This is a genomic window from Neolewinella marina (assembly GCF_002631205.1).
GTDB lineage: Bacteria > Bacteroidota > Bacteroidia > Chitinophagales > Saprospiraceae > Neolewinella > Neolewinella marina.
On sequence record NZ_PDLO01000007.1, the window covers coordinates 1 to 26,364 of the forward strand.

General features: G+C 61.5%; 20 protein-coding genes. 8 read left to right on the plus strand and 12 right to left on the minus strand.

All coding sequences use genetic code 11. From position 1 onward, the window contains the following. Positions 1-259 precede the first annotated feature (259 nt). Positions 260-1,489, minus strand: a complete 1,230-nt coding sequence (icd, locus tag CGL56_RS14240; RefSeq protein WP_099107247.1) for an NADP-dependent isocitrate dehydrogenase — start codon at positions 1,487-1,489, stop codon at positions 260-262. Between the two features lie 161 nt (positions 1,490-1,650). Here icd and CGL56_RS14245 point away from each other — a divergent pair, with 161 nt between their 5' ends. Further along, positions 1,651-2,757, plus strand: a complete 1,107-nt coding sequence (locus CGL56_RS14245; protein ID WP_167641703.1) for an AI-2E family transporter — start codon at positions 1,651-1,653, stop codon at positions 2,755-2,757. On the opposite strand, the gene CGL56_RS14250 is transcribed toward CGL56_RS14245, so the two are convergent. Beyond that, positions 2,754-5,276 (minus strand): AsmA family protein, encoded by a 2,523-nt coding sequence (locus CGL56_RS14250; RefSeq protein WP_099107249.1) that lies wholly within the window; start codon positions 5,274-5,276, stop codon positions 2,754-2,756. The two genes, CGL56_RS14245 and CGL56_RS14250, sit on opposite strands and share 4 nt — an antisense overlap. A 210-nt stretch (positions 5,277-5,486) precedes the next feature. Between CGL56_RS14250 and CGL56_RS14255 the strand changes: the two genes are divergently transcribed. Next, the gene (locus CGL56_RS14255; protein WP_099107250.1) at positions 5,487-7,355 is read left to right on the plus strand and encodes a DNA topoisomerase IV subunit B; all 1,869 of its coding nucleotides are present in this window, start codon (positions 5,487-5,489) and stop codon (positions 7,353-7,355) included. Positions 7,356-7,494: 139 nt separating this feature from the next. On the opposite strand, the gene CGL56_RS14260 is transcribed toward CGL56_RS14255, so the two are convergent. Then, positions 7,495-8,313, minus strand: a complete 819-nt coding sequence (locus tag CGL56_RS14260) for a universal stress protein (protein ID WP_099107251.1) — start codon at positions 8,311-8,313, stop codon at positions 7,495-7,497. A gap of 105 nt (positions 8,314-8,418) precedes the next feature. On the opposite strand from CGL56_RS14260, the gene CGL56_RS14265 reads away from it, so the two are divergent. Next, positions 8,419-9,624 (plus strand): GNAT family N-acetyltransferase, encoded by a 1,206-nt coding sequence (locus CGL56_RS14265; protein ID WP_099107252.1) that lies wholly within the window; start codon positions 8,419-8,421, stop codon positions 9,622-9,624. Between the two features lie 172 nt (positions 9,625-9,796). Beyond that, positions 9,797-10,027, plus strand: a complete 231-nt coding sequence (locus CGL56_RS14270; RefSeq protein ID WP_099107253.1) for a hypothetical protein — start codon at positions 9,797-9,799, stop codon at positions 10,025-10,027. A 54-nt stretch (positions 10,028-10,081) separates the two neighbouring features. On the opposite strand, the gene CGL56_RS14275 is transcribed toward CGL56_RS14270, so the two are convergent. Further along, positions 10,082-10,960 (minus strand): hypothetical protein, encoded by an 879-nt coding sequence (locus tag CGL56_RS14275; protein WP_099107254.1) that lies wholly within the window; start codon positions 10,958-10,960, stop codon positions 10,082-10,084. 81 nt (positions 10,961-11,041) lie between these two features. On the opposite strand from CGL56_RS14275, the gene trpS reads away from it, so the two are divergent. Next, a complete protein-coding gene (gene trpS, locus CGL56_RS14280; RefSeq protein ID WP_099107255.1) occupies positions 11,042-12,031 on the plus strand; it encodes a tryptophan--tRNA ligase in 990 nt (329 codons plus the stop codon). A gap of 133 nt (positions 12,032-12,164) precedes the next feature. Here trpS and CGL56_RS14285 read toward each other — a convergent pair whose 3' ends face one another. The 8 genes from CGL56_RS14285 to CGL56_RS14320 all read right to left on the minus strand — a co-directional run bounded on the left by CGL56_RS14285 (position 12,165) and on the right by CGL56_RS14320 (position 19,458). Further along, positions 12,165-13,478, minus strand: coding sequence for a gluconate:H+ symporter (locus CGL56_RS14285; protein WP_099107256.1), 1,314 nt, complete (start codon positions 13,476-13,478; stop codon positions 12,165-12,167). A 41-nt stretch (positions 13,479-13,519) separates the two neighbouring features. After that, entirely contained in the window at positions 13,520-13,756 is a 237-nt protein-coding gene (locus CGL56_RS14290; protein WP_099107257.1) for a dodecin family protein, read from the minus strand. A gap of 39 nt (positions 13,757-13,795) precedes the next feature. Next, the gene (locus CGL56_RS14295; RefSeq protein ID WP_099107258.1) at positions 13,796-15,841 is read right to left on the minus strand and encodes a 3-deoxy-D-manno-octulosonic acid transferase; all 2,046 of its coding nucleotides are present in this window, start codon (positions 15,839-15,841) and stop codon (positions 13,796-13,798) included. 1 nt (position 15,842) lies between these two features. Next, entirely contained in the window at positions 15,843-16,598 is a 756-nt protein-coding gene (locus CGL56_RS14300; protein WP_099107259.1) for a hypothetical protein, read from the minus strand. Beyond that, a complete protein-coding gene (locus tag CGL56_RS14305) occupies positions 16,598-17,410 on the minus strand; it encodes a tetratricopeptide repeat protein (RefSeq protein WP_099107260.1) in 813 nt (270 codons plus the stop codon). Before CGL56_RS14305 ends, CGL56_RS14300 begins: the two co-directional genes overlap by 1 nt. Positions 17,411-17,515: 105 nt before the next feature. Beyond that, positions 17,516-18,097, minus strand: a complete 582-nt coding sequence (locus tag CGL56_RS14310; RefSeq protein ID WP_099107261.1) for a hypothetical protein — start codon at positions 18,095-18,097, stop codon at positions 17,516-17,518. A gap of 70 nt (positions 18,098-18,167) precedes the next feature. After that, positions 18,168-18,686 carry a TlpA family protein disulfide reductase gene (locus CGL56_RS14315; RefSeq protein WP_099107262.1) on the minus strand — a complete coding sequence of 173 codons (519 nt, stop codon included), beginning with the start codon at positions 18,684-18,686 and terminating at the stop codon, positions 18,168-18,170. 97 nt (positions 18,687-18,783) lie between these two features. Continuing rightward, positions 18,784-19,458, minus strand: a complete 675-nt coding sequence (locus CGL56_RS14320) for an RluA family pseudouridine synthase (protein ID WP_099107263.1) — start codon at positions 19,456-19,458, stop codon at positions 18,784-18,786. A gap of 189 nt (positions 19,459-19,647) precedes the next feature. On the opposite strand from CGL56_RS14320, the gene CGL56_RS14325 reads away from it, so the two are divergent. From CGL56_RS14325 to CGL56_RS14335, 3 genes are all read left to right on the plus strand, one after another. Then, positions 19,648-22,647: a SusC/RagA family TonB-linked outer membrane protein gene (locus tag CGL56_RS14325; RefSeq protein WP_099107264.1), complete on the plus strand. Its 3,000-nt coding sequence runs from the start codon at positions 19,648-19,650 to the stop codon at positions 22,645-22,647. A gap of 11 nt (positions 22,648-22,658) precedes the next feature. Continuing rightward, positions 22,659-24,347 (plus strand): RagB/SusD family nutrient uptake outer membrane protein, encoded by a 1,689-nt coding sequence (locus CGL56_RS14330; RefSeq protein WP_245851984.1) that lies wholly within the window; start codon positions 22,659-22,661, stop codon positions 24,345-24,347. Between the two features lie 475 nt (positions 24,348-24,822). Beyond that, positions 24,823-26,337: a DUF1593 domain-containing protein gene (locus tag CGL56_RS14335; RefSeq protein WP_099107414.1), complete on the plus strand. Its 1,515-nt coding sequence runs from the start codon at positions 24,823-24,825 to the stop codon at positions 26,335-26,337. Positions 26,338-26,364: the final 27 nt, after the last annotated feature.

A 26,364-nucleotide genomic window follows, 5' to 3' on the forward strand; every position in this document is an offset into this window, starting at 1 on the left:
AGGAATTACCGTCCACCGGTCCCCCAACCAGCAACCAGCAACCCAATAACCACCGCCCCCCCTAAAAGCAAGAAGGACCAGCCGTACACCGGGCCCCCCAACCAGCAACCAGCAACCCAATAACCATCGAACTCCCTACAAGCCAGTAGGATATACCGTCCACCGGGCCCTTAACCAGCAACCAGTAACCAGAAAAAAAAGGGCCACCGCCCAAAGACGATGACCCCAATGAATCTAAAAATCAGCTCAGATTCACATCTTACATATTGGCGATGATCTCGTCACCGAACTCGCTGCACTTCAGCAGGGTAGCGCCGTCCATCTGCCGTTCGAAGTCGTAGGTTACCCGCTTCTTGGAGATGGCACCTTCGATTCCCTTGATGATGAGGTCAGCGGCTTCCGACCAGCCCATGTAGCGGAACATCATTTCTCCGGAGAGGATGACCGAGCTGGGGTTCACCTTATCCTGGCCGGCGTACTTGGGCGCCGTGCCGTGGGTGGCTTCGAAGATGGAGATACCGGTGGTGTAGTTGATGTTGGCGCCGGGGGCGATGCCGATACCACCTACCTGGGCGGCCAGGGCGTCGGAGATGTAGTCGCCGTTCAGGTTCAGGGTGGCGATCACGCTGTACTCCTTGGGGCGCAGGATGATCTGCTGCAGCATGGCGTCGGCGATCACGTCCTTGATGATGATCTCCTTGCCGTCATCGGTGGTGAGTACGTGCCAGGGGCCGCCGTCGAGGGGCTTGGCGCCGAAGTCCTTGGCCGCGGTCTCGTAGCCCCAGTCGCGGAAGCTGCCCTCGGTGTACTTCATGATGTTGCCCTTGTGGACCAGGGTCACGCTGTCCTTGCCGTTGTCGATTGCGTACTGGATGGCGGCCTTGACGAGGCGGCGGGTGCCTTCCTGGCTGACGGGCTTGATGCCGATGCCGGCCGTGTCGGGGAAGCGCACCTTGGCGTAGCGGTCGGGGTAGGTTTCCTTGAGCCAGGTGAGGAACTTCTTGTTCTCCTCGGTGCCTTCGGCGAATTCGATGCCGGCGTAGATGTCTTCGGTATTCTCCCGGAAGATGATCATGTCGACGTCTTGGGGATTCTTGACCGGGCTGGGGACGCCGGTGAAGTACTGCACGGGGCGTACACAGGCGTAGAGGTCAAGCTTCTGGCGCAGGGCTACGTTCAGCGAGCGGATACCGCCACCCACGGGGGTGGTGAGGGGGCCCTTGATGGACACGAGGTACTCCTCGATGGCGTCGAGGGTGGCCTGGGGCAGCCACTCACCGGTCTGGTCCATGGCCTTCTGGCCGGCCAGTACTTCTTTCCAGGTGATGCTGCGTTCGCCGTTGTAGGCTTTCTCGACTGCTGCTTCGAGGACGCGGCTGGCTGCCGCCCAGATGTCGGGGCCGATGCCGTCGCCTTCAATGAAGGGAAGGATGGGATCGTTGGGGACGTTCAGTTTGCCGTTGGAGATGGTTATTTTGGATCCGCTCATGAATGTGTTCTGGTTTTGGGTAATGGCTCTAAATGAGCCGGCCGGCGAAAATAGCGAAATCTCACCGACTGTGAAGAGTAACTGCGGGAATGCGACCTCGGTTTAACAACACAATCGGCCTACTTTCGTCGTTACCCCAGCAGATAAGTCCACCAACCCACATGTCCGCAATCCGCGTTGCCGCCTGGCTGCTCAGCATTGGTCTCGTCCTAACCCTGATCGTGGTGGGCAAAAGCTACCTGGTACCCATCTTCGTGGCCCTGGTGCTGTGGTACCTCGTGAATGCCCTCAACAACCAGTTCCGCCACCTCCCCTTCGTCGGTACCCGACTGCCGAACGCCGTGACCCTGGGTATGTCGCTGGTGTTCATCGGACTGGCTCTCTACGCCATTTCCGACATGATCGTCAATACGGTGAACGGCTTCATCCTTGAAAGCGGGGTCTACCTCCCCAAGATCGAGGCCCAGATCGCCAACGCCTACGAACGTGTAGGCATCGACCGACCCCCGCCCTCGGTAAGCGATCTGGAGATCGGACAAGAGATCCTGGGCAACTTCGCCCTCGTCCTGGCCGGCGTCACCAGCGCGGCCAAGGGCGTTGCCCTGGTGCTGTTGTACGTGCTGTTTTTTCTGGTGGAGCAGAACAGTTTCCCGAAGAAACTGCGGGCCCTTGGACTCGACATGCGCCACAGCACCCGCTTTACCCGCGTGCTGGCCGAGATCAACACCGCCATGCGCACTTACCTGGGCGTGAAGACCCTGACGAGTATTGCCACCGCCGTCCTGAGTTTCGTGGTCTTCACGGTCATCGGACTCGACTACGGACTGTTCTGGGCCTTTCTCATTTTTCTGTTCAATTTCGTGCCCACCATCGGGTCCATCACCGCCACGGCCCTGCCGGCCCTGCTTGCCCTGGTGCAGTTTGACACCCTGAGCCCATTCCTGATTGTCGTGTTCGGAGTGACGGCCATTCAGATCCTGGTGGGCAACATCATCGAGCCCCGCCTTATGGGCAGTAGCCTGAACATCAGTCCGCTGGTGGTCGTGCTGACGCTGATTCTCTGGTCCATGCTGTGGGGCATCGTGGGCATGCTGCTCAGCGTACCGATCACCGTGGCCATCATCATCATCTGCGCCCAGTTCCCGGAAACCCGGCCCATTGCCATTCTGCTGAGCCGGAACGGCGACATCAGTACGCGCAAGATCACCCACCGCAAGAAACCGGTCCGGAAAAAGGAACTCGTACCCGATCCCGACGAAGTGGCCTAGTCGAGCTCGTCAGGCAGGGCAATGTCCGACATGGCCGATGATTTCATGCCACTCACGAGTCCCTTCCAGTAGGAGTTGAAGAAGCTCTTGTCGCGGGTGTGTACGTGGAAGATCCGTCCCGGACGGAAGTCCTCCCCCCGGCTGTTGTCGTTCTTGACCACCACCCCAGAAAGCAGGTTCTTGATCCAGGCGCCGCTGCCCACCACCTTCAGGTTAAGGTCGCGGTACAGCAGGGTCATGTCACCGGAAATGGTATCGCCATCCATCCGACTGTAGTAGGTGAGCTTTTCGATGATCCCCTGCTCGATAATGGCGTCCGCCGCGATCCGCATCAGCGGGTTAATCTGGCTGAGGTCGTACTGGCCCAGCTCGCCCCGGGCGGCGTAGCCGCGGGCCACGGAATCGCGGGAAAGGTGAAATTCAGCGTGGAGGGGGGTGGATTTCTCAAAGGTCGCGTCGATGGATACCCGCACCGAGTCCGTCTCACTTTCCTGGGTGTCAAGGTGGTGGAGCAGTACCGTCCCGTTGTTGAAGTGAATAGTCTTCGGATCCAGCAGGGAGTCCACGATCCCGTAGGCGATGTCCGTGGAAGAGAAGCGGGCGCCATTAAGCACGATCCGCGGACCGATCCGGCGAAGGGCTTCAATGGGCATGGGGCGATCATTGTTGCCGGGCAGGTCGAGCGACAGGTCCTCCACCACCCGCAAGCGGAAGTCCTTGGCGTAGAGGGAATCGACGTAAATCATCTCTCCGCTCACCAGGGCATCGTGGCGGATGCCACTCAGCCGCAAACCGTCGAAGCCGAATTCCAGCCACGATTTGGATATTTCCCGGCGGAACATCTCCGGCGAGGCGATCCGGTTGTGCCGCTGCATGCTGTCCAGGGTAAGGGTGCCCGCCCGACTGTCGTAGGCCATTTTGACGAACACATAGTCCAGGGGTAGCTCCTCGCTGATGATGCGCAGTTCGGCCATCCGCACCTTGCTGCCCCCGAACCGGGATGGCCTGATGGGTGCCGTAATGTCGCGTTGGTCCACGTATATCCCCCGGCCAATCATGTTGCGGTGACCATTAGAAGCGTAGCGCTCCACCTGGGCGTTGGCTACCTGTACCCGCTGGAGGACAAACTGGTCGCCTACCTTGATATCGTCGACCGTCACCTCCGGGGCGGCAACCACATAGCGGCCCCCGTCGGCGGTGCCAATCGACACCCAGGCACCGTGGATCAGCGCGCGTTCAAGGGTTGAGGTGCCGCCCTGGAGCAGTTCCCTACGGTCGATACCCGTGACCAGCAGTTCGTCGGTCGTCCCGCTGATCCGGTTGCTGCGGAATTTCAGGTCGGCCGCGTTCAATTCCGCGGAAGAGCTCCCGTACGCCAACCGCTTTCCCGTTACGGTTTGCCCAGCGGTTTGCAGGGAGAATGCCTCCATGGACAGCTCCGTAATCCCCAGCCGGTCGGCGTTCAGCGGGATCGTCAGTTCTTGCTGCGCCAGTTGCAGTTTGCTGAGGTGAACGGTTGTGCCTTGGCCATTGGCGTAGTGGAGGGAATCGCCTTCGAGGCCCACCCGTTGGACGGTGAAGCTGTCGCGGTACGAGAGGGCGTCCGCGGTGAGGGCTCCGGCGTAGGACAGGGAGCCAAACCGCCCGCCTACCGCCAGGTCGACCCGGGGAAGCAGCAGCCTGGCAATACGCAGGGCTGGCCCACCGCCGGAAGCTTGGCTCTGCTGTCCTGAGTTCCCCGGCACCCGCGCTACGCCGCCCAGACGGGCCACGGAAAGGGTATCCACGGTAAAGACACCGTCGATGTCCTCGGAATTTATGCCGCTGAAGACGAGGTCATCGGCTCTTACTTTAGTGCTGTCGCCCCGTCGGAAATCCAGTTGGGCCACCCGCACGGACTCTCTGCTGGACCCGTACCCAATGCCCCCGGCCACCAGGTGGGTATCCGTGGAATCGTCGTGGTAGGCCACAGAATCGGCCGCAAGCTGCAGGGCCCGCAGTTCGGTGGGCTGGAAAGGCAGTTGAAAGGCCTGTAGCGAAAGTGTAAGGTCGCTCAGCACTGCCCGCCGGCCGGAGGTTTCGTCCGCAAGGGTAAGAAAGATGCTGTCCAGCTCAACCTCCGATACTTCCAGGGCGAAGGATGAGCTGTCCGCCGCCCCGCCCGCATCCGTCCGGTGAAATGCACCATCCAGGCCCCGCACATGGATACGTTCTACTTCGATGGGGTCGGATCCGAACAGGCTGAAAAGGCGGACTCCCCCCAGGTAAAGCTCGCTCAGGCTGCCGGTGGCGCGGAATGTTTCCCGTTGCTGATGGAAGGTTACGCCACTTGCCTGGAGGTGGAGGGGGAACAGCCCGTATTCATAATCACCCACGGCTAGGGTGTTGCCCTCCGAATTGGCCTGGGAAATGGCCTGTTCAATACGGTGACCCACGTACCAGCGGGCGCCTAGGTAAAGAAATACGGGCAGCAGAAGCAGGAGGTACCACCAGCGAAAGTGGGGCAGGTTTTGGGGCATAATCGGTTACCGGGGCATTAGTTGGATGAGCATCTCCGGTAGAAGCCGGCCGGGGCGTGAGATGTTTGTTACGGACGGTGGGAAGCGGGGGCGGGGGCTCGGACAGCGGGTGCCATGAACGAGGCAAGCCGCCACGAATTGTGGCAAACAAATTGTTTGATAAAGTTCCGGAGATTTCGTATGTTTGCGCGCTAAGAACAGCAGGATAACATGGCAGAAACGACCTATACGGAGGACAACATTCGCTCACTCGACTGGAAGGAGCACATCCGCATGCGGCCCGGTATGTACATCGGCAAGCTGGGCGATGGTGCCAGCCCCGACGACGGCATCTATATCCTGCTCAAAGAGGTCATCGACAACTCCATCGACGAATACGTGATGGGCCACGGCCGGCAGATCGATGTGACCATCGAGGACGGGACCGTGAGCATCCGCGACTATGGCCGGGGCATCCCCCTGGGCAAGGTGGTCGACGTGGTTTCCAAGATCAACACCGGCGGCAAGTACGACAGCAAGGCCTTCAAGAAAGCGGTGGGCCTCAATGGCGTCGGTCTGAAGGCCACGAACGCCCTGTCGGACGACTTCCGGGTCTACGCCGTCCGCGATGGCAAGCTCAAGCAGGCCGACTTCTCCCGCGGCGAACTGGTCAAGGAGCACAAGCCCGTGGCCACCAAGGAAGAGAATGGTACCTTCGTGAGTTTCGTCCCCGACAGCTCGATTTTCAAGAAGTACCGCTTCCGCAACGATTTCGTCGAGAACCAGCTGTGGAACTACGCCTACCTGAACGCCGGACTGAAGATCAACTTCAACGGCAAGACCCTGGTCTCCCGCAATGGCCTGCGCGACCTGCTCGAGCGCAAGACCAACGTGGAGCAGCTGCGCTACGACATCATCCACCTCAAGGACCACGACATCGAGGTGGCCCTCACCCACGGCAATGCCTACGGAGAGAACTACTTCAGCTTCGTCAACGGCCAGCATACCACCCAGGGCGGAACCCACCTGATTGCCTTCCGCCAGGCCCTGGTGGAGACCCTGCAGAAGCACTACAACAAGACCTACGACCGCAAGGACATCCTGGCCAGCGTGATCGCCGCCATCGCCATCAAGGTAGAGGAACCCGTCTTTGAGTCCCAGACCAAAACCAAGCTCGGCAGCACCGACATGGGCCCCAAAGGGCCGACCGTCCAGACCTTCCTGAAGAACTTCCTGATGGAGAAGCTGGACAACTTCCTCCACAAGAACCCCACCATCGCCCAGGCGCTCGAGAAGCGCATCAAGCAATCGGAGCGGGAGCGCAAGGAGATCGCCGGCATCAAGAAGCTGGCCAACCAGCGGGCCAAGAAGGCCAACCTCCACAACAAGAAGCTGCGCGACTGCCGCGTCCACTTCAGCGACAACGCCAAGAATAAGGACGAAGAAACCCGCCTCGCTACCACCATCTTCATCACCGAGGGAGACTCGGCCAGCGGATCCATCACCGTGGCCCGGGACGTGCAGACGCAGGCCGTCTTCTCCCTCCGCGGTAAACCCCTGAACTGCTTCGGACTGACGAAGAAGGTCGTCTACGAGAACGAGGAGTTCAACCTCCTCCAGCACGCCCTGAACATCGAGGACGACGTGGATGAGATCCGCTACAACCGGGTAGTGATCGCCACCGACGCCGACGTGGACGGCATGCACATCCGCCTGCTGCTGCTCACCTTCTTCCTCCAGTTCTTCCCGGACATGGTCGAAAAGGGCCACCTCTACATCCTGGAAACGCCGCTCTTCCGGGTGCGCGATAAGCAGAAGACCTACTACTGCTACAGCGAGGAGGAGAAACAGGACGCCATCAAGAAACTGAGGGGCAAGGCCGAGATCACGCGATTCAAGGGACTGGGAGAAATCTCGCCGAACGAATTCAAGGATTTCATCGGGGAAGGCATCCGCCTCGAGCCCGTCGTCATGGCCGACAACACCAATATCGACGACCTGCTGAGCTACTACATGGGCAAGAACACGCCATCACGCCAGAACTTCATCATCGACAACCTGCGGGTGGAACGGGATGAGGAAGCTGAGGTAGTGCGGTAGTACTTTAGGTGTGGTAGTTCTTTAGGCTTTTAGAATCGCAGTAGCGTACTGTCCACCTAACAGCCTAAAGAACTAAAAGCCTAAAGGACTAAAAGACTAAAGCCCTAAAAGCCTAAAGAACTAAAAGACTAAACCCCTACTAAGAGACGTGAAAAACCAGCAAAGGCACTTCCGGGTGCAGGACCATCTGTTTGGTGGCGCTGGTGTGAAAGAGCTTTTGCCAGAAACCACGGTGTTGGGTGACCATCACAGCCAGTTTGATGGGGTTTGATTTCAGGTAGTCGACCAGTCCTTTCTGTACGCTCTCGGCGGTGACCTCCACGATTTCGAAGGCGAATTCGGGATCGGGGTTGTTGAACAGGGGGGCGAACAGCTTTTCGCGTTCCCGGCGGTGTTCGCTGTCGTCGTCGTTCACGTGGACGAAGTGGATGCGGGCGCGGAAGAGGTCGTTGAAGTCCATGAGCTTCAGGACGGCGCGGCGACTCAGGCTCAGGCTGTTGCTGGCGTAGAGGATATGGCGGTAGGCGGAGAAGGTGGCCTCCCGCGGCACGAGCAATACCGGGCAGTGGGCGTGCTGGGCTACTTCAGTGGCGATACTGCCGAATACTTCCTCCAGGACGTCGCTTTCCCCGGAGGCGCCGAGTACGACCAGGTCGTACGATTTGCTTTCCTGGACAATCTTGTCGCCGGGGAAGCCCAGGAGCAGTTCACTGCTGCGCCGGATGCCCGCGGGGGTAGGGTAGGTGGCCAGGAACTGGTTGAAGGCCTCCTCCCGGGCCCCCATGACGTCGCCCATCGGCAGGGAAACCACCGGCTCGCTGGCTACGGTCTGGGGCGTAAAGACGTGGATCACCCTGACCTCCCGCACCCCGGTGGCGGCGGCCAGCTGTTCTGCGTACTCCAGGGCGGTGGACGAGCTGTCGCTTAAATCAACGGGTACGAGTATTCTCTGAATCATGTAGCTAAACGGTGAGTAGGGCGAAAGATAGGCGGCCCCGGCCTTTTATCGGCAATCCATTCCGGGTTTGAACTGTTAGTAGGAGCAATCGACCTCCGCTTCCCCATGCCTACCGCCTTTCTGCCCGCACTTTGTACCGCTACGGAAAGCGGCCGCTCCGGGGTGGAAGTGCCGGGATTTCCGGGGTGGGAGGTGAAGCGCTTTACCCGGCCTGCGGACTTTACCGGCTGGCCGGCAGGGGAGATGGCCGACCCTGATTTCTGGATGGAGCCTACAACGTTATCCTTTCTCAGTGCCCACCCCCAGGGGATGACCACCGGGGGACTGGAACTGCGCGACCGAAACAGCGGGCGGGTCCTGTTGCTTACGGTGCAGGTGTTTCGCTTTCAGCTGCGGGATAACGTGGCCGACGCCGCGGGATCGGTGGTGTCCCGCTGGAACCTGCGGCGGCGGCTGCTGGCCACCTGCTCAGCGGAGGTGCTCAGTCTCGGACAGCTGCTGGCTTCGGGCAATTGTGGTCTGGCCGCGCCGCAGTCATTGCCCGTCGCTGACCGCGTGGGCCTCGTTCTGGCGGTCGCCGATATGCTGGCTGCCGATTACCGGGCGGTGCTGCTCAAGGACCTGTTCCCCCCCGATCCGTCGGTGGAGCGGGGACTGGCTGCCGCGGGATTCTACCACCTGCCCGCCGATCCGGTCATGGAGCTCGACCTGGAGCCCTTTGCCGATCTTGACGACTACCTCCATCAGCTGACCAGCAAGTACCGCGTCCGCTACCGCCGCGCCCGCGGAAAACTGGAGGGGCTGAACCGCCATCAGCTGTCCCCGCACGAGATCAACCGCTACGCCGACCGCCTCCACGAACTTTACCGGGAAACCACCCGGGGCGCGGACTTCAACGTCGTTGCCCTGAAGCACGACTACTTCCGTTGGCTGGGGGAAACCGGCGTTGTACACGGCTACTTCTGCGACGCTGGCCGGCTGGTGGGCTTTACTACTGCCCTCCCTAATGGCGGGCGCTACCAGGCCCACTTCCTCGGTTTGGAGGAGGACTACAAGCACAGCCACCACCTCTACCACAATATGCTCTTCGACCTGCTTTCGGATGCCCTGACGGGCCCCTTCAGCGTGCTGGACTTCGGCCGCACGGCGCTGGAGATCAAGAGTTCCCTCGGGGCCGTCCCCCGCCGGAGCGACACTTACCTGCGGTTGCGGCCCGCCGCCCTGAACCGCCTGGTGCCCCGCTTCGTGCCCGCCGTCTACGAGCCCAGGGACTGGCAGCCCCGGAGCCCCTTTCGAGGGGACGTGGGGTAGGGCGAAATTGTGATTTTAAAACTTTGTCGGGACAACCAAGTGACCCTCTGGGGAGTTCTGTTGATCATAAAACCCAGCCATGGAAAAGGGGATTTTAAATTTGCTTAACGCGCAATTTTATCCTATTTTCCACGTCGGATATTTGGCAATTGGCACTAAAAACGGACACTAAATGAGCACCAGAAGAAATCTGAAGTATAAGTATCTGAAAACCAAGATCGCTCTCAGTCAAACCATTCAACAACTTCTGGACATCAACCGCAAGCGCCGATACTTTAAAGAGGACCCCCAGCGGGAGCAAAAATTGAACGAAGAGCTCAAAGTGCTCAACGCTACCGCCGAGATTCAGGCCAGAACCCTCAAGAGCTACGAAGAAAGTATTCAGGCCCTGGAACGCGCCTGAGCGCGGGTGCCAACCGCCCCCCCCCTTGTAGCCCTTCACCAACTTATCATTCCCTTACGCCCGCCGATCCTTGCGATCCACGTACACGATCTGTCCGGCCACGAAGACATTCTGGAACAGGATATAGAGCATTGGGCCCAGGACGGTCAGGGGATTGATGTATTCCAGGGCAATCCAGATCGACAACATGGTATTCTTGCGCCCCAGTGCCAGGCTCCCTTCCACGCGGTGGTTCTCGGGTGCCAGCCGGCTGCCCAGCACGAAGTTGGTGAGCAGCAGCAGGCCGATCCCTCCGGCGGCAACCAGCATGAAGGCGACCGGCGTATGGCTCTCGTAGCGAAGGTAATGGGAAAGGCTGCCGGAGGCCACGGCAATATTGCTTAGAAACAGCACGAAAGCATAGGGACCGATCCGGCGCAGCCCCTGCGCCAATCCCCCCCCGTAGCGTCGCGCCAATTGTCCCAGGATCAGCGGTCCCGCTACCGTACTCCCGATGGTGTATACCAGCAAGCCCAGGGACTCCAGGGAAAGATCTACCCCGAGCAGCTGGGGCAGCAGCACCGGCATGATCAGGGCGAAAGCGGCGTGGGTGATGATGATGGCCCCGACCATATAGGCGGCCCGCCGCTGCATCAACTGGGCCAATACCGGGGTGATAACCGCGGTGGGGGCCAGCCCCATCAACAGCAGGGTGAGGCCGAGATCCTCGTCGTACCAGCGGCCGGCGTAGTAGCACCCCAGCCCAATGGCTGGCAGAAGACAGGCGGCAAATAGTTGCTGGCGGGAAAAGATGCTGCGGTCAATTCGGACGTCGAGAAAGGAGAAAAACAGCAGCGTCATCAGAAAGGGACGCAGGGTAAAGGTGTACGCATCCAGCTGCGGCAGCAGGAGGCCCACGGCGAGGGCGAGCAGGATGAGGACGGACTTAAGCATGAACAAACCTACGCTTAATGTCGGAGAGGTGGTCCCGGCTGTTGCCCCCGAAATCCGTCCGGCCTAATTACCTTCGCGGCCATGTCCCAACGTCAGACCATCCTCTCCGGCATTCAGCCCACCGGCAAGCTTCACTTCGGCCGCTACTTCGGCGCCATCGAAAACTGGAAACGGCTGCAGGAATCCTATGACTGCGTTTATATGGTAGCCAACTACCACGCCATGTCGATGCCTTTCGAGTCGCGCAAGCTGGCCGAAAATACCTGGGAAATCTGCTTCAACCTGCTGGCCTGCGGCATCAAGCCGGAAAACCTCTTTATCCAGAGCCTTATCCCCGAGCACGCCGAACTGAACTGGATCCTGAACTGCTTCAGCAGCTACGGACAGCTCACGCGCATGACGCAGTTCAAGGACAAGGGCGCCCAGAATGAGGACTTCGTCTCCGCGGGACTCTTCACCTACCCCGTCCTCCAGGCCGCCGATATCCTGGTCTACAAGGCCGACCTTGTACCGGTGGGCAAGGACCAGGAGCAGCACCTGGAACTTACCCGCGACATCGCCCAACGCTTCAACAACTTCGCCGGCAAGGAGGTCTTCCCCGTGCCCGAAGCCCTGTTCACCAAGATTGCCAAGGTGATGTCGACCGCCGACCCCAACCGCAAGATGAGCGCCAGCCTGGGCGACAAGCACCATATTGACGTTTTCGCCGACGAGTCGCGGATCCGCAAGCAGATCCGTTCCGCCGTTACCGATACGGGGGGCGAGGACGCGGGTGCCATGTCCCCGGGAGTCGCCAACCTGTTCAGCCTGCTGGAAGCCGCCGGACAAACCGAAGCCCACGCTTCCCTGCTGCAGGACTACGAAAGCGGAAACCTGCGCTACGCCGACCTCAAGGAGACCGTCGCCGAAGGACTGGTCGCCATCTCCCAGGGCATCCAGGAAAACCTTAAGGAACTCAAGCAGGACCGTCGCGCCGTAAAGGACCAGATCAAGCAGAGCAGCTGGGAGATCCGCAAGCGGGCCCAGGAAACGGTAAAGGAAGTGAAGGGGATCTGCGGGTTGGTTCGGTAGTATAGTTGGTGTGTCGGTGAGTTTTTGGGTTTCCCGTCTTTCATCGCGCTCTCCCTTGAACCCTACCCGAACAAAGCGAGGGAGAGTGCGCCGGCAACCCACCAACTCCACAACACAACGACCGAAAAACTAACTACCCCAAAAACGCATCCAGTACAAAGCAGCCCACCAGCCCAATAATGCTGACGATGGTTTCCATCACCGTCCAGCTCCTCAGGGTCTGGGTGACGGATAGGCCGAAGTACTCCTTGAACAGCCAGAAGCCAGTGTCATTGACGTGACTGCAAGTGAGGCTGCCCGCTCCGGTAGCCAGCACCAGAAGTTCCGGGGCCACCGTCCCGGTACCGGCCAGGGGCAGGGCGATGCCGGCGGCGGTGATGGCCGCTACAGTGGCGGAACCCAGCGTGATGCGGAGGGCCGCGGCGATCAGCCAGGCGATGAGCAGGGGATGGGCATTGAAGTTGGAGAGGGCCCCAACGATGTATTCGCTGGTACCGCTGTCGACCAGTACCTGCTTGAAGGCACCGCCCCCGGCAATGATGAGAAGTACCGCCGCCATCGGGGCCAGCTGGGGGCCGATGCGCGACATCTGTTCCGAAATGGACTGCCCCGTTTGCCGGCCCAGCAACAGCATGGCGGCGATCACGCCGATGAGCAGGGCTACTGTGGCGTCACCCACGATCTGGAAGAAGGGGGAAGCGGCCAGGGTTTCATCGGCCGATTTGGCGATGGCCGTAATGGCGAGCAGCAGCACCGGCAACAGGGCACAAAAGAGGCTGGTGGACAGTCCCGGTAACCGGGCGGGCAGTTCGGTGGTGTCGAGGTCGGCCGCCCCCTGGGTCTGGGGCATGTTGCGCAGGGTGCGGGCAAACAGGGGCCCGGCAATGACCACCGAAGGGACGGCCAGGATGAGGCCGTAGAGGAGGGTGAGTCCCAGGTCCGCGCCGAAGGTGCCCGCGATCAGCACCGGGGCGGGGTGGGGGGGCAGGAATCCGTGGGTGACCGACAGGGAAGCTACCGCCGCCACGGCCACCATGGCCAGGGGCAGGTGGGTCTTGCGGGCGGTGGCGAAGATGATGGGCGCCATCATGACGAAGGCCACACTGTAGAACAGGGGGATGCCGATGAGGAAGCCCACCAGACACAGCCCCCAGACCACCGAGCTGCTACGGTTGTCGCCGATCAGGCGGTCGGTAATGACCTGGGCAGCTCCCGTTTCGGCGATAACGCCGCCCAGGGCCGCACCGAGCCCCAGGATCAGGGCCAATCCCCCCAGGGTACTGCCTACCCCCGAGGTCACGGAAGCCAGGGCCGCTTCGGCGGGCATACCCAGGGCCAGGCCGGCAGCGACTGCCACCAGGACAAGGGCCACGAAGGGGTGCCACTTCAGAAATACTATGAGAACGAGCAGGCCGACAACGGCCAGAAACGTGAGCAGGATCGGCATGCTGCCAATATAGCACGCCGATCACGTCCGTCTCCTAATTATCAACCCGCGAACCAGTTCGCATCGGGGTTATTGGTGTCGACCAGGAAGGTAATCTTGACGTTCACGCGGTACTTGTCCACCTTGCCGTCCTTGACGGTCACGGACTGCTCCCGCACGTATGCGCTCTCGATGTTGCGCACGCTTTTTGCGGTTTCGGCCACCGCGGAATTGACGGCGTCTTCGAAACTCTGGGCGCTCTCGCTGAGCACCTCGATCACTTTAAGTACTTGGGCCATGGTGTGTAGAAGGTTGCGGCCGGCGGCGGCCAGCCCGGTTCACTGAGAAAAGAAACCGAGAAGCACCAGGGCATCGCCCCGCGACTTCACCAATGCAATACGCAGTCGCAGGGCGGCAGGTTCGCTGTTTTCGTACTCGATCATGGGGTAGGGATCGGGGTCGTTGTCGGCCCGCAGAATGCGCTGATCTTCCGTGGCCAGGTAGAGGTCCAGGTTCTGCACGCGCTCTCCGGCGGCCGCGGCCAGGAAGTGACGGCCGGCCGGCAGTTGAAGGTTGTCAAGGGTGGCTCCGCCGCCCTCCCCGATCAGGTAGCCCAATACACACCACCGGTTCAGGCCGGAACCAAGGCGACCGGCTCCTCCGGCGGCCCGCACGGCACCCGCGGCCGCGGCAAACTGCCGGCTGACGGCGCGGTAATCACGATCGGCCAGGGGGGTACCTCCGGACTGCAGCAGCCCCAGGCTGACGAAGGCCGTGGAATCCTGCCCGGACAGCAGCTGCACCTGAACCGTATATATGGCCGTACTGTCCACCCAAATTTCCACCACCGGCGTCTTGTCCGTCTCCGTATCCTGCTCTACCACTTCTCCGTTGCCGTCGCGCAACAGCACGTCGATATCGGCGGCCGAGGATTCCGCCGCGCCGACGATGAGGTACTTAGTGCCACCTTCGAGGGGCAGGTCAAGCGATACGGTCCCGCCCCGCTCCAGCTCGGCCACCGCAAGGCAAAGGCCACTGCGCCATTCCGCGCCCGAAAGGGCGACGAGCAGGTTGCTCTTGGTAAAACTGCCGTCGAGGGCGCTGAGCATCCGGTCGGCGGCGGGCCAGGTTTGGGCGCCGGCGGGCCAAGAGAGCAGCAACCACAGCAGGAATTGCAGGATCAGTCGGGCGGTACGCTGCCCGGCGCCGCGGTTTTCGTCGCGGTACGCCAGTTGGGCGCTCCGGCTCTCAGCGTAGGCCTCCGCGTCGGTGAGGCGGTCCATCACTTCCACCAGCTCATCGGGGCGGGTGACGCTGAAGGCCCCACCGCGGGCGATGGCCTGGCCGGCTTCGGGGAACTTCTGGTGTTTGGGACCGAAGAGAACCGGCAGCCCGTAGCTCAGCGGTTCGAGGGTGTTGTGCAGGCCACTGCCGAATGCGCCGCCCACGTAGGCCATGCTTCCGTAGCGGTAGGCACGGCTCAGGATGCCTACCATATCGAGGATGAGCACATCGCGCCCGGTAGCGGGGCCGGTGTAGCGGTCGGCGTCGAAGGCGGCCTGCCAGCCCGCCATTTCGGATTCCCGGAGTTGGTGAGGGGCTAGGATGAGCCGCCAGTGCTGTCGCAGCCGGGGCCAGGCCGCGCGGAGCAGTTCCACATCCGCCGCCCATACGGAGCCGGCCAGGAGGACGGGGCGGGCCTCGCAGAAGTCCGCCAGACGCTCATCGGAGAAGGGGGCGTTGGCCAATTCGGCGGTGCGGTCCATGCGTGGATCGCCGGTTACGGTGACCTGATCTATGCCCACTCCCGTCAGCAGCTGCCGATCCGCCTCCGTCTGGACGAAAAGGTGGGTGAAGCTGTGCAGCATCCGCCGCCACCATCCGCCGTAGGGCTGGAAAAAGTGCTGTCCGGGCCGAAAGCTGCCCGCTACCAGGAAGGTCGGTACGCCCGCCTCGGCCAAAGCCTTCAAGTGGAAATGCCAGAATTCGTATTTCACGAAGATGGCCAGGCGGGGGCGCAGGATCCGTTGCCAGTTCCGGGCAGCGGCCGGGGTGTCGCGGGGGAGGTAGGCCACCACGTCGGCGTGCTCCGTGTCGTGGCGCCGCTCGTAGCCGCTTGGGCTAAAGAAGGTGACTACCACCGCCCAGCCGGGCCGTTGTTCCCGCAGGGCGGTCAATACCGGCAACCCCTGCTCGAATTCCCCGAGGCTGGCCGCGTGCAACCAGAGGATGGGCCGGCCGGCCGCGTGCAGGGCCTCGATCTGGGCGCTAACGTCGCGCTCGCGCCCGCTGATCCACTGCCGGGCGCGGGGGTTGCCGAGCAGGGCGGCCGTCCGAATGCCGAGGTGGTAGGCCCCCAGTCCGCTGCGGTACAGCCATTCCATATCAATAGTAGATTTCGCGTCCTTCGCCCCGGTAGATGGGCAGGATGATGCCGCCGCGCAGTCCCAGTACCACGTCGGTCCGCCCCCCGTCCTCCGGGGCAGCGAAGGTGGCGGCGTCGTAAATACGCAGGGGGCGGGTGAAGGCCAGGGTAAGGTCGGCACCTAGGTAGAAATTGAGGCGGCGGTTGCCACCCAGCTGCTGGTATCCAAGGAACTGGTGGAGGGCGGGGCCGCCCGTTAGCCGGTCGTAGGCTGCCTGGTAGGCGGGGTCGAGCTGGGGGACGTACTGCACCGGGTCATCCTGGATGCGGATGCGGCTGAAGAAGTAGCCTGCCGCCGTGGAGGTTTTCAGTCCGGCTCGCGGGTTCTCCCCCAGGGGGAAGGTGTAGCCCACCCGGGGGCCGACAAAAAGCTGCCGCTGCCGCAGTTCGACGCGGGCCGGCTGCCGTTGGTTGCCAATGACGAAGCCCGCCTCGGTGCGCAGGGCCGCCAGGACGTCCTCCTTCACCTCGTTGCCGAATCCGTACTGCGCCATTACCCCCAGTTGCCAGTTGCGCCGGGTAAGGAGGTAGTCTACGCCCCCGCCGAGGGCGAAGCCGGAGCCGAAGCGGTCGGCCAGGTTGCCGGCGGTGGCAAACGGCCCGTAGTCCAGCCCAATGAGGATAGCGCGGTCCTGGTTCCACTGGGCGGCCAGCGGAGCAGGTGAAAGCAATGCGCCCACCAGGAGCATATACAGGAAAACGTAGGGCCACTGCATCAACCCAGCAGCTTTTCCCGCTGCTTGCGGTATTCCAGCTGCGTAAGGATGCCGGCGTCGTGGAGTTCCTGCAGGCGGGCCATTTGTTCCAGCAGGTCGTAGTTCTCCCGGAGGTCCCCTACGGTTTCTTCCTCCTCGGGTGCTTCGGGGGCGGTCTGGTGGGTGAGCTCGATGAGGTTCAGCAGGCGGAAGTTGTTGCTGCGGAACTCGGCGTACTGCGGCGTCTTGCGCAGTTCGGCCAGGGCCGGGTGGGATTCGATCCGGTGGGGTTTAGGAAGCTGGTAGGTGACGGCGATTTCCAGGGCCTTCATCGCCTGGGGGTAGCGGCCCAGCATGGCGAAACAACAGGCGATGTTGAAGTGGGCCACGGGGTCGGTGGGGGCCTGTTCCAGGGCTTCCTCAAAGGCCTCTGCGGCCAGGTCATAATCACCGGAGCGGTAGTACTTCACTCCTTCGGCCTTGAGTTCGTGGAGGGGCGGGCGCTGGGGTGGGGCGGTCTGGAAGGTGGGTCGGCTGCTGCTTTTGGGGTAGGTGTAGCCCTGAGCCACCAGTGCCTGGGGGTCGTACTTAGCGGCCCACCGTTCGTAGGGCGTGGCCCAGAAGACCACCGCAGTGATGAGGGGCGCCAGCACGAAACCGACCAGGATGAAGGGGAGGGGCATTTCCGGTCCCTCTTCGGCCAGCAGGGCGATGACCGTCCAGAAGCCCAGGAATTGCGCCGCCCCCCGCCACCACTGCCCCAGATAGAAGCGGTGCACCCCGAAAACACCCAGGAAGAAGGCGAAGAATCCGGCGAGGTCTTTCTTGAGCATGGATCAGTAGGCGGGCTTGAGCGGTCGGCAAATTAGGAAAGCAGTGCTAAGCTAACGCAACAGTTTCTACCAGGGTTGCCGGTTGGCCGACGAATACCCGGGCTCCTAGAGTCGCCGTCGCTTGCGGTTGTTGCGGGCGTTAAACTCCACCACGATGTCGGCCATATCCCGGTAGCGGTAGCCCCGGCTGCCGATCTTGGCGGCCAGCTCCGGACTGGCCTCCTGAAAGAAGCGGCGCAGGTTGCGCTTGTAGCCGTTGCGGGGCACAGCGAGAAACTTGCCCTGCCCGTATTCGAAGTAGTATTCCGGCGGCGGCGTACTGAATACCCGCAGCATCCGGTCGTCCAGCCAGGGCCCGCCGCCCCGCGGGAGGCGGAACAGAGAAACGGCCCGGCCCCTTACTTCCTCCTGGAGAAAGTACCACATCCCTTCGTGGCGGCGGCTGACGAAGCGCAGGGGCTCTCCCTGATAATTGAAGCCGAATCCGCTGACCAGGAAGGGATGAATGGTGTACTCATCGCCGAAATCGTTGGTGAAGGTGATGATGTTGCCGCCCGGCGAGTACTGCAGGATGTTCAGGTAACCCGTCAGCTGGTAGCCGTCCTTCGTGAGCAGAAACCCCCGGAAAGAGTCGGCAAAAGCCGTAGTGGTGAGCAGGAAAAAGAGGAGGAGGTAGAGCTGCCGCATAGGTGGTGCGTTTGCTCCCTAATCTACCGAAAATCAATCGGGAAAACAACCCCCCGGCGGACAAAATCACCTACTTCCCCAACAGGGGTTCCACCGCACCGACCACGTCAGGAAGCGTGCGGAAGGGGCGGCGGTAAATATAGCGCAGGTCGTTGCGGTACACGAAGGTGGTGGGCAGCGCCCCGTTCCACTTTTCGTCGAGTTCCCGCATCCAGCTTTTCCTTTCGTCGGTGAGGACAAGCGTGGGCAGGTCGATGTTCCGGCTGGCGAGGTAGGCGGGGATGCGGTCGATCGCTCCCGGTTCGGTATCCAGGCTCACCAGGATGACCTCCAGGGGCTGGTCGCGGTGCTCATCGCTCAGTTGCTGAAGCAGGGGCAGTTCCTCGAGGCATGGCTTGCACCAGGTGGCCCAGAAGTTGACCAGGTAGGTGGTGTCGTTGCGCTGCTGGAACAGGGGCTGTACATCTTCGAAGCTGCCGTATACCGGGGGCGCGGACGCGGGTCCGATGAGTTGGCTCACAGGAGCCACCTGTGTTGGTTGTTCGCAGCCCAGGAAGGCGATAACCATAGTAAGGAAGAGAAGTCGCATGGCACAAGGATAACCTTTTTCCGCAGGGTGACAACCGGTTGGGATAATTTCTGCTGAGCAAGCTCGTGCGTACCGTGGGGCCCAGTGAGGGTGAGGTCTACTCTTCCTCCGACCGCGGGGGATGGAGGGGCCAGTGAGCGGGTAGGGGAGCGGTGACGGTCACCGTTTCACCTGTTTTTGGGTCCGGGAAGCCAAGCACCCGGGCGTGGAGGGCGATCTGGTGGTCGCCCAGGGGGCGGTGGGAGCCGTAGGCGTGGTCGCCCACAATAGGGGCACCACTGGCGGCGAGCTGGCAGCGGATCTGGTGGAAGCGGCCGGTGCGTGGTCGTAGTTCATAAAGGTAGCGCTCACCCTGCTCGATCAACAGGTGGTACTCCAGGGTAGCCTCCTGCCCCCCGGGTACGGGGCGGGTGCTGGCCATGGCCAGCTTGTTGGTGGGGTTGCGCACGAGGTAGTGCTTCAGGTGGCCGGCGGTTTCCGGTAGCGGACGGTCAGTGACCGCCCAGTACACCTTGGTGGCCTGGCGGGCGGCGAAGGCCTCGTTCAGGGTTACTAGGGTGGATTTGTTGCGGGCCAACACCAGGGCTCCGCTGGTTACCCGGTCCAGCCGGTGTACGATGCCGACAAAGGCAGGTTTCTTGGCGTTCGGCCGACTCCACTGCTCCTGCGCCCGCGCCTCCACGGTGTCGTACTGGAAGTGGCGCTCGGTGGCAATGCCGGCGGGTTTGTTGATCACGGCCCAGGCGGGGCCCTCGAGAAGGATGTCAAGCATGGGGCGAAAGGTAGGGTGCCCAAAGGCGGTGAAAAAATGCAATCGGAATAAAAACAAGTGTCGATAGGGCAAATAAGTTGGCAGGGAGCATATTTAGTTGTAGTATTATGCGGTAATGTGAAACGATTGACTGCGGTGCTGTGGCATCAGCAAATATTGACCTTTGTACTCACTATAAATTTTGGGATCATGCGAATTTCTTTATTCCTACTGCTGTGGTGCAGCCTGACGGCTGTGTCTGCGGCTAACCTGCCCCCCGGCACACTGGCGCCGCTGGTGGAAATTACCGGCATCGTCACCGACGAAAGCGGGATGCCCCTGATCGGGGCCACCATCCTGGAGGAGGGTACCACGAACGGTACCGTCACCGACCTGGACGGCCGTTTCTCGATTGACGTCAAGAGCGACGACCCCCATCTGGTGGTGACCTACACCGGCTACCAGAGCCAGATCATTCAGGTGGGCAGCCAGACCAACTTCGAGATTGTCATGCTCGAGGATTCCGAGACCCTCGACGAGGTCGTCGTAGTAGGCTACGGTATCCAGAAAAAGCGGGACGTAACGGCCTCCATTTCCAGCCTGAACGACGAGCAGATCAAGAAGATCGCGACCTCCAGTGGCGTGGACGCCATGCAGGGCCAGGTCAGTGGCGTCGACATCGTCAGCGGCGGTGGCCGACCGGGTGCCAACCCCAGCATCCGCATCCGCGGTCGGCGGTCGCTCTCGGCCTCCAACGACCCCCTCTTCGTGATCGACGGTATTCCCCAGACCAGTGGTACCAGCGCCATTGCGGACATCAACCCCCAGGACATCGAATCGATGGAGATCCTGAAGGACGCCGCCGGCACGGCCATTTACGGTAGCCGGGGCTCCAACGGCGTAGTCATCATCACCACCAAGCGCGGTTCGGCCGGCCGGACCATCGTGAGCTACGACGGCTACTACGGCGGCACCAGCGCCTCGAACACCGTGGACATGATGAACGGCGAGGAATTCGCCGCCATGAAGCGCGAGAGCCAGCGCGACGGCTGGAACGGCGCCATCCCCCCCGATGAGACCGTCTTCCAGGACCCCACCGAACTGGAAAGCATCGCCATGGGCCGCAGCACCGACTTCCAGGACCTCGTCCTGAACGACGGATGGCAGATGAACCACCAGCTGGGCGTCCGCGGCGGTACCGAAGCTACCCAGTTCAACATCTCCCTGGGCTACTTCGACGAGCAGGGCATCATCTCGAACATGGACTTCAAGCGCTACACCGCCCGGGTGAACCTGGACCAGAAAATTGGCTCCATCTTCAAGGCCGGTATCTCGTTTACCCTGTCCAACTCCCTGCAGAACTACGGCTCCAACGCTACCCTCGGCGAAGCCCTGGCGAACAACCCCCTGGGCGTCCCCTACAACGAGGATGGCTCGGTGCGCTTCCTGCCCACCAACGACGGTATCCGTACCAACCCCCTCTCGGAACTGGTCGAGAATGCCTACATCGACGACCGCCGGGTTACCCGCCTTTTCGCGCCGATCTACCTGAAGGCCGACCTGATGCCCGGGCTGGTGTTCACCACCAACTTCGGTCCTGACATCCGCTACTACCGCCGCGGTGAATTCCGGGGCAGCTTCACCAACGACAACCGGGGTGGCCCCGCCGACGCCGGTATCACCAACAGCCAGGACTTCGGTTACACCTGGGAGAACATCCTCAACTACAACAGGACCATCGGGGAGGGCAACGATCTCGGACTGACCTTCCTGCAGTCGATTCAGGCCCTGCGCTACGAGCAGAACAGCGTGGACGTACTGAACCTGCCCTACGAGGAGCAAATGTTCTACAATATCGGTACCGCCGAAGTAAAGGGCGACCTGAGCTCTACCCTGAGCGAATGGCAGCTGGCATCCTTCATGGGCCGGGCCAACTACTCTATCCAGAACAAGTACCTGGTACAGGTGAGCCTGCGGGCCGACGGCTCCAGCCGCCTGGCCAAGGGCAACCAGTGGAACTACTTCCCCGGCTTCTCCCTCGGCTGGCGGGTCGGTGAGGAAGGCTTCCTCGACGGCGCCGGCTGGCTCAACGACCTGAAGCTGCGCGTCAGCTACGGTGAGGTAGGCAACACCGCCGTATCGCCCTACAGCACCCAGGGTGCCCTGCAGCGTACGGTCTACGCCTGGGACGAAAGCCCCGCCTTCGGTTTCGCCCTCCGCGATATCCCCAACGCCGAACTGAGCTGGGAGGTGTCCAAAACCCTGAACGCGGGCGTCGACTTCGACATCCTTAACGGCCGGGTCAACGGCTCCTTCGAGATCTACCGCACCAATACCGAAGACATCCTGCTGGCGCGCAACCTGCCCCCCACTTCGGGCTACTCCAGCGTACTGCAGAACATCGGCTCCACCCAGACCAAGGGTGCCGAACTGGTGCTGGGCGCCGGCATCCTGCGCAACCCCACGGGACTGAGCTGGGACGTCGACTTCAACATCTCCGGCTACCGGGAATCGATCACCGAGCTGGCCCTCACCGACGACGAGGGCAACCCCATCGACGACGTGGGCAACGGCTGGTTCATCGGACAGCCCCTGAACGTATTCTACGACTACAACAAGATCGGCATCTACCAGGCCAACGAAGTGGAACTGGCCGACAGCCGGGAAAACAAGGTGCCCGGGGAAATTAAGCTCGAAGACATCGACGGCGATGGCGTAATCACTCCGGCCGACCGGGTGATCCTCGGCTCCGACGTGCCCGACTTCTTCGGCGGCCTCACCAACCGCTTTGAGTACCGCGGCGTGGACCTCTCTATCTTCTTTTTCTTCCGCCAGGGACAAATGATCTCCAGCAACTTCCACCGCGGCAACAACAGCCTGTTCGCCCGCTACAACAACCTGGACGTTGACTACTGGACCATCGACAACCCCACCAACGCCAACCCGCGGCCCAACGAGAACCAGGAAAGCCCCCGCAACGGGTCCACCCTGAGCTACTTCGACGGCAGCTTCGTGAAACTGCGCAACGTCCAGCTCGGCTACAACCTGCCGGACAACGTGGTTTCCCGCATCGGCCTGTCGCGTTTGCGGTTCTACGTATCCGGACAGAACCTCTGGTTCAGCTCCGACTACGATACCTACGATCCTGAGACGCAGGACATCATTCCCACCACCAAGATCATCCTGGGCGGTCTCCGAGCCACCTTCTAAATACTACAACCGTGAAACTCAAACACTGCATATATGCCCTTCTCCTCACGGGAGCGGGCACTATCACCACTTCCTGCGACAGCTACCTCGAGGAGGAACTGATCTCCGGGGTGTCGGCAGCAACCTACTATCCGACCGTTGCCGGTTTCGAGGATGCCGTCAAGGCCACCTACTCCTTTATGAAGCCGTTCTACGGTGTTGAACGGGGGTTTACCATGACCATTTTCGGCACCGATACCTATACCAACGGAGCTGACGGCAGCTACAAGGGCATCAACGCCTACGACGGCCGCCTCAACGGCGCCGACAACTTCATCCAGGATACCTGGAGCGACCTCTACCGCGGCATCAACCAGGCCAACGCCGTCATCAACCGCTCGGCCGACCTGGAAGGGCTGACCGAGGAAGACAAGACGGCCCGCCTGGCCGAAGTTCGCTTCCTGCGGGCCCTGTACTACTTCGACCTGGTACGCTTCTACGGCGACGTCCACCTGAGCCTGGAGGAGACCGAAGGCGTGGAAATCGAGGCCAACCGTACCCCCCAGGCCGAGATCTACAAGCAGGCCATCGTTCCCGACCTGGAATTTGCCATCAATAACCTGCCGGCCGTCCAGGACGACTATGGTCGGGCCACCAAGCCCGCCGCGGAATTCCTGCTGGCCAAGGCGCTGATGACTCGGGCCTACACCGCATTCTCGGAAAGCGGCGACGCCGCCCGTGCCGAGAGCTTGATGACCAACGTGATCCAGAACTACGATTTCCAACTGCTCGACGATTTCTCCGACCTGTGGGACATCAATAACGAGGAGAACGCCGAGGTCATCTTCACCGTCCAGAACTCTAAGTCGCAGGTCGACGAGGGCATCGACGGCAACGGTAACCGCGGCCACCTCTACTTCCTTATGGAGTACGACAACCTGCCCGGCATGACCCGCGACATTACCAACGGACGGCCCTGGAAGCGCTTCCGCCCCACAGCCTACACCCTGAACCTGTGGGACCGCTCCGTCGACAGCCGCTACGACAAGTCGTTCAAGCACGTCTGGTACGCCAACAACGAATCGACGATCCCCACCTGGAGCGCCGCCGAAGCCGCTGCCGGATACGGTACCGAAGGACAGCCCAAGTTCGGACTTGGAGACACCGCGGTATTCATTCCCGGCCCCCAGATGAACGATCAGTGGCCGCAGTCGCGGCAGGCCCGTACGCCCTACCTGGTCTACACCGACGACGAGTACACCGAGCGGAAGTTCCCCTCCCTGAACAAGTGGATCGACCCCACCCGCCCGAACCGTCAGCACACCCAGGGGCAGCGTGACTTCATCCTGATGCGTCTGGCCGATGCCTACCTGATCCGTGCCGAGGCACGACTGATGCAGAACGACATGGAAGGTGCCGCCGAGGACATCAATACCATCCGCCTGCGCTCCGCCGTCGCAGGACAGGAAGATGAAATCATGATCGATGCCAGTCAGGTGAACCTGGACTTCCTGCTGGACGAGCGCGCCCGCGAACTGGTCGGCGAAGGCCACCGCTGGTTCGACCTCACCCGCACCGGCACCCTGATCGAAAGGGTGAAGAAGTACAACCCGGAAGGAGGACCGAACATCGAAACCTTCCACGTACTGCGGCCCATACCGCAGGATCAGATCGACCGGACCCTGGGAGGATACCCCCAGAACCCGGGCTACAATACCTAATCGCCGAGAGCGGCCTTCCCCCCGGAAGGCCGCTCTTTTTTTCTGACAAAACGGAAAAATGAAAAAAATGGCGAAATGGCAAAAATAAGTGACGAACTCACCAAACAAATGTTTTCACACGTACTTTATGGGGGTATACCATCCGGTGCAACCGGGGCTGAACCCGGAAGGCCGGCCTTGATTCATAACGGAAAAACCATTCCCGCAACCGCGGAACCAAGGATCACCACCTACAAGTAAGAAATACCCCTAGTGGACTCCCCCGGGAGACAGGCCTATAGTGTTGTTGTGTGCGTTTTGTTAGTGAGTGTCAAAGTGAGTAGTGAGGGTAAGACCAGGCATCAGGCTTCGTCTTACCCTCTTTTTTTTTGCGTGAGCTGTGCCCCTCCTGACAATCGTGGCAGCTGGGCCCTATCTTCCAATTTTCCGGGTGTTGCGGCGCGGCCGCGGGTGCCCGGATGACACATCCAACGCCATGACCCACTCACTTCCCCACCTCCTATTGCTGATTCTGGCCCTGGTCCTTGCCGCTCCACCAACGGCCGGAGGGCAAGCGGCGAAACCCCGCACGGTGGTAACCACCGACGGAGAGATCGACGACGTGGACTCCTTCATCCGCTTGCTGCTCTACGCCAACGAACTCGAGCTGGAAGGGCTGATCTACAGCAGCTCCATGTGGCACTACAAGGGCGACGGGAGGGGAACCACCATGGTTTCGGAAATGGACATGACCCGCCGCATCTACGGGGAACGCAGCGAACTGCGGTGGCCCGGGGAAGCGTGGATCCAGGAACTCATCCGGGCCTACGGGGAGGTATACCCCAACCTTTCGCAACACGCCGCGGGCTATCCACCCGCCGACTCCCTGCTGCAGCTGGTCCGGGTAGGCAACATCACCTTCGAAGGCGAAATGGAAAACGATACGGAGGGCTCGGACTTCATCCGGGAACTGCTGTTGGACGAGGACCCACGGCCCATCTACCTGCAGGTGTGGGGCGGCACCAACACCATTGCCCGCGCCCTGAAGTCGATCGAGGAGCGGTACGGGGATACCCCGGAATGGCCCGAGATCTACCAGAAAGTAGGGGAGAAGGCCATCATCTACACCGTGATGGACCAGGACGCCACCTACCGCAACTACATCGGCAAGCAGTGGCCGAACATTCCCGTACTCTACAACTCCTGGCAATTCTGGGTGATGGCCTACAACTGGAAAAAGGCGGTCCCCCCGGAACTCCAGTACTGGCTGGGCGGGGACTTCATGGGCGAGCACATCATCCAGGGGCACGGCCCCCTTACGGCCCGCTACTACAGCTACGGCGACGGGCAGCAGCAGGCCGGTGATCCGGAACACATCCACGGCGACCCCGACAAGCTGGAAAATGCCCAGTGGGGCAGCTTCGTGCCCTACGACTTCATCTCCGAAGGAGATTCCCCCGCCTTCCTCCACCTGGTCGACGTTGGGCTGGATAACCTGGAACACCCCGAGTGGGGCGGCTGGGGTGGTCGCCTGGTTCCCTCCGATACGGTGGCCGGGCGTTGGGAAGACGGACCCGCCGCCGCCGACTATAACCCCTACACCGAGGCTGCCGATACCGCCTATGCCCTCACCCGCTGGTTGCCGGCCCTGCAGCGCGACTTTGCCGCCCGCGCCGACTGGTGCGTGGAGCCCTACGACCGCGCCAACCACCCGCCAACCGTGAGCGTAACCGGTGCCCGCCGCCGCGTGGTCCAACCCGGTGACAAGGTCGTCCTGGAAGCCTCGGCCACTGACCCCGACGGCGACGAAGTGCAGTTCCACTGGTGGCAGTACGGTGAGGTGGATTCCTACGCCGGGGAGGCCATGATCATCCTGGACGGCCCCCGGGCCACCGTAACCGTGCCCCGCGACATCAAGACCGGAGAAACCCTCCACTTCATCCTCTCGGCCACCGATGGGGGGGCACCTTCCCTGACCCGCTACGCGAGGATTGTCCTGACGGCGGAATAACCGACCGTTCCCGGCACCCGCGTCCGC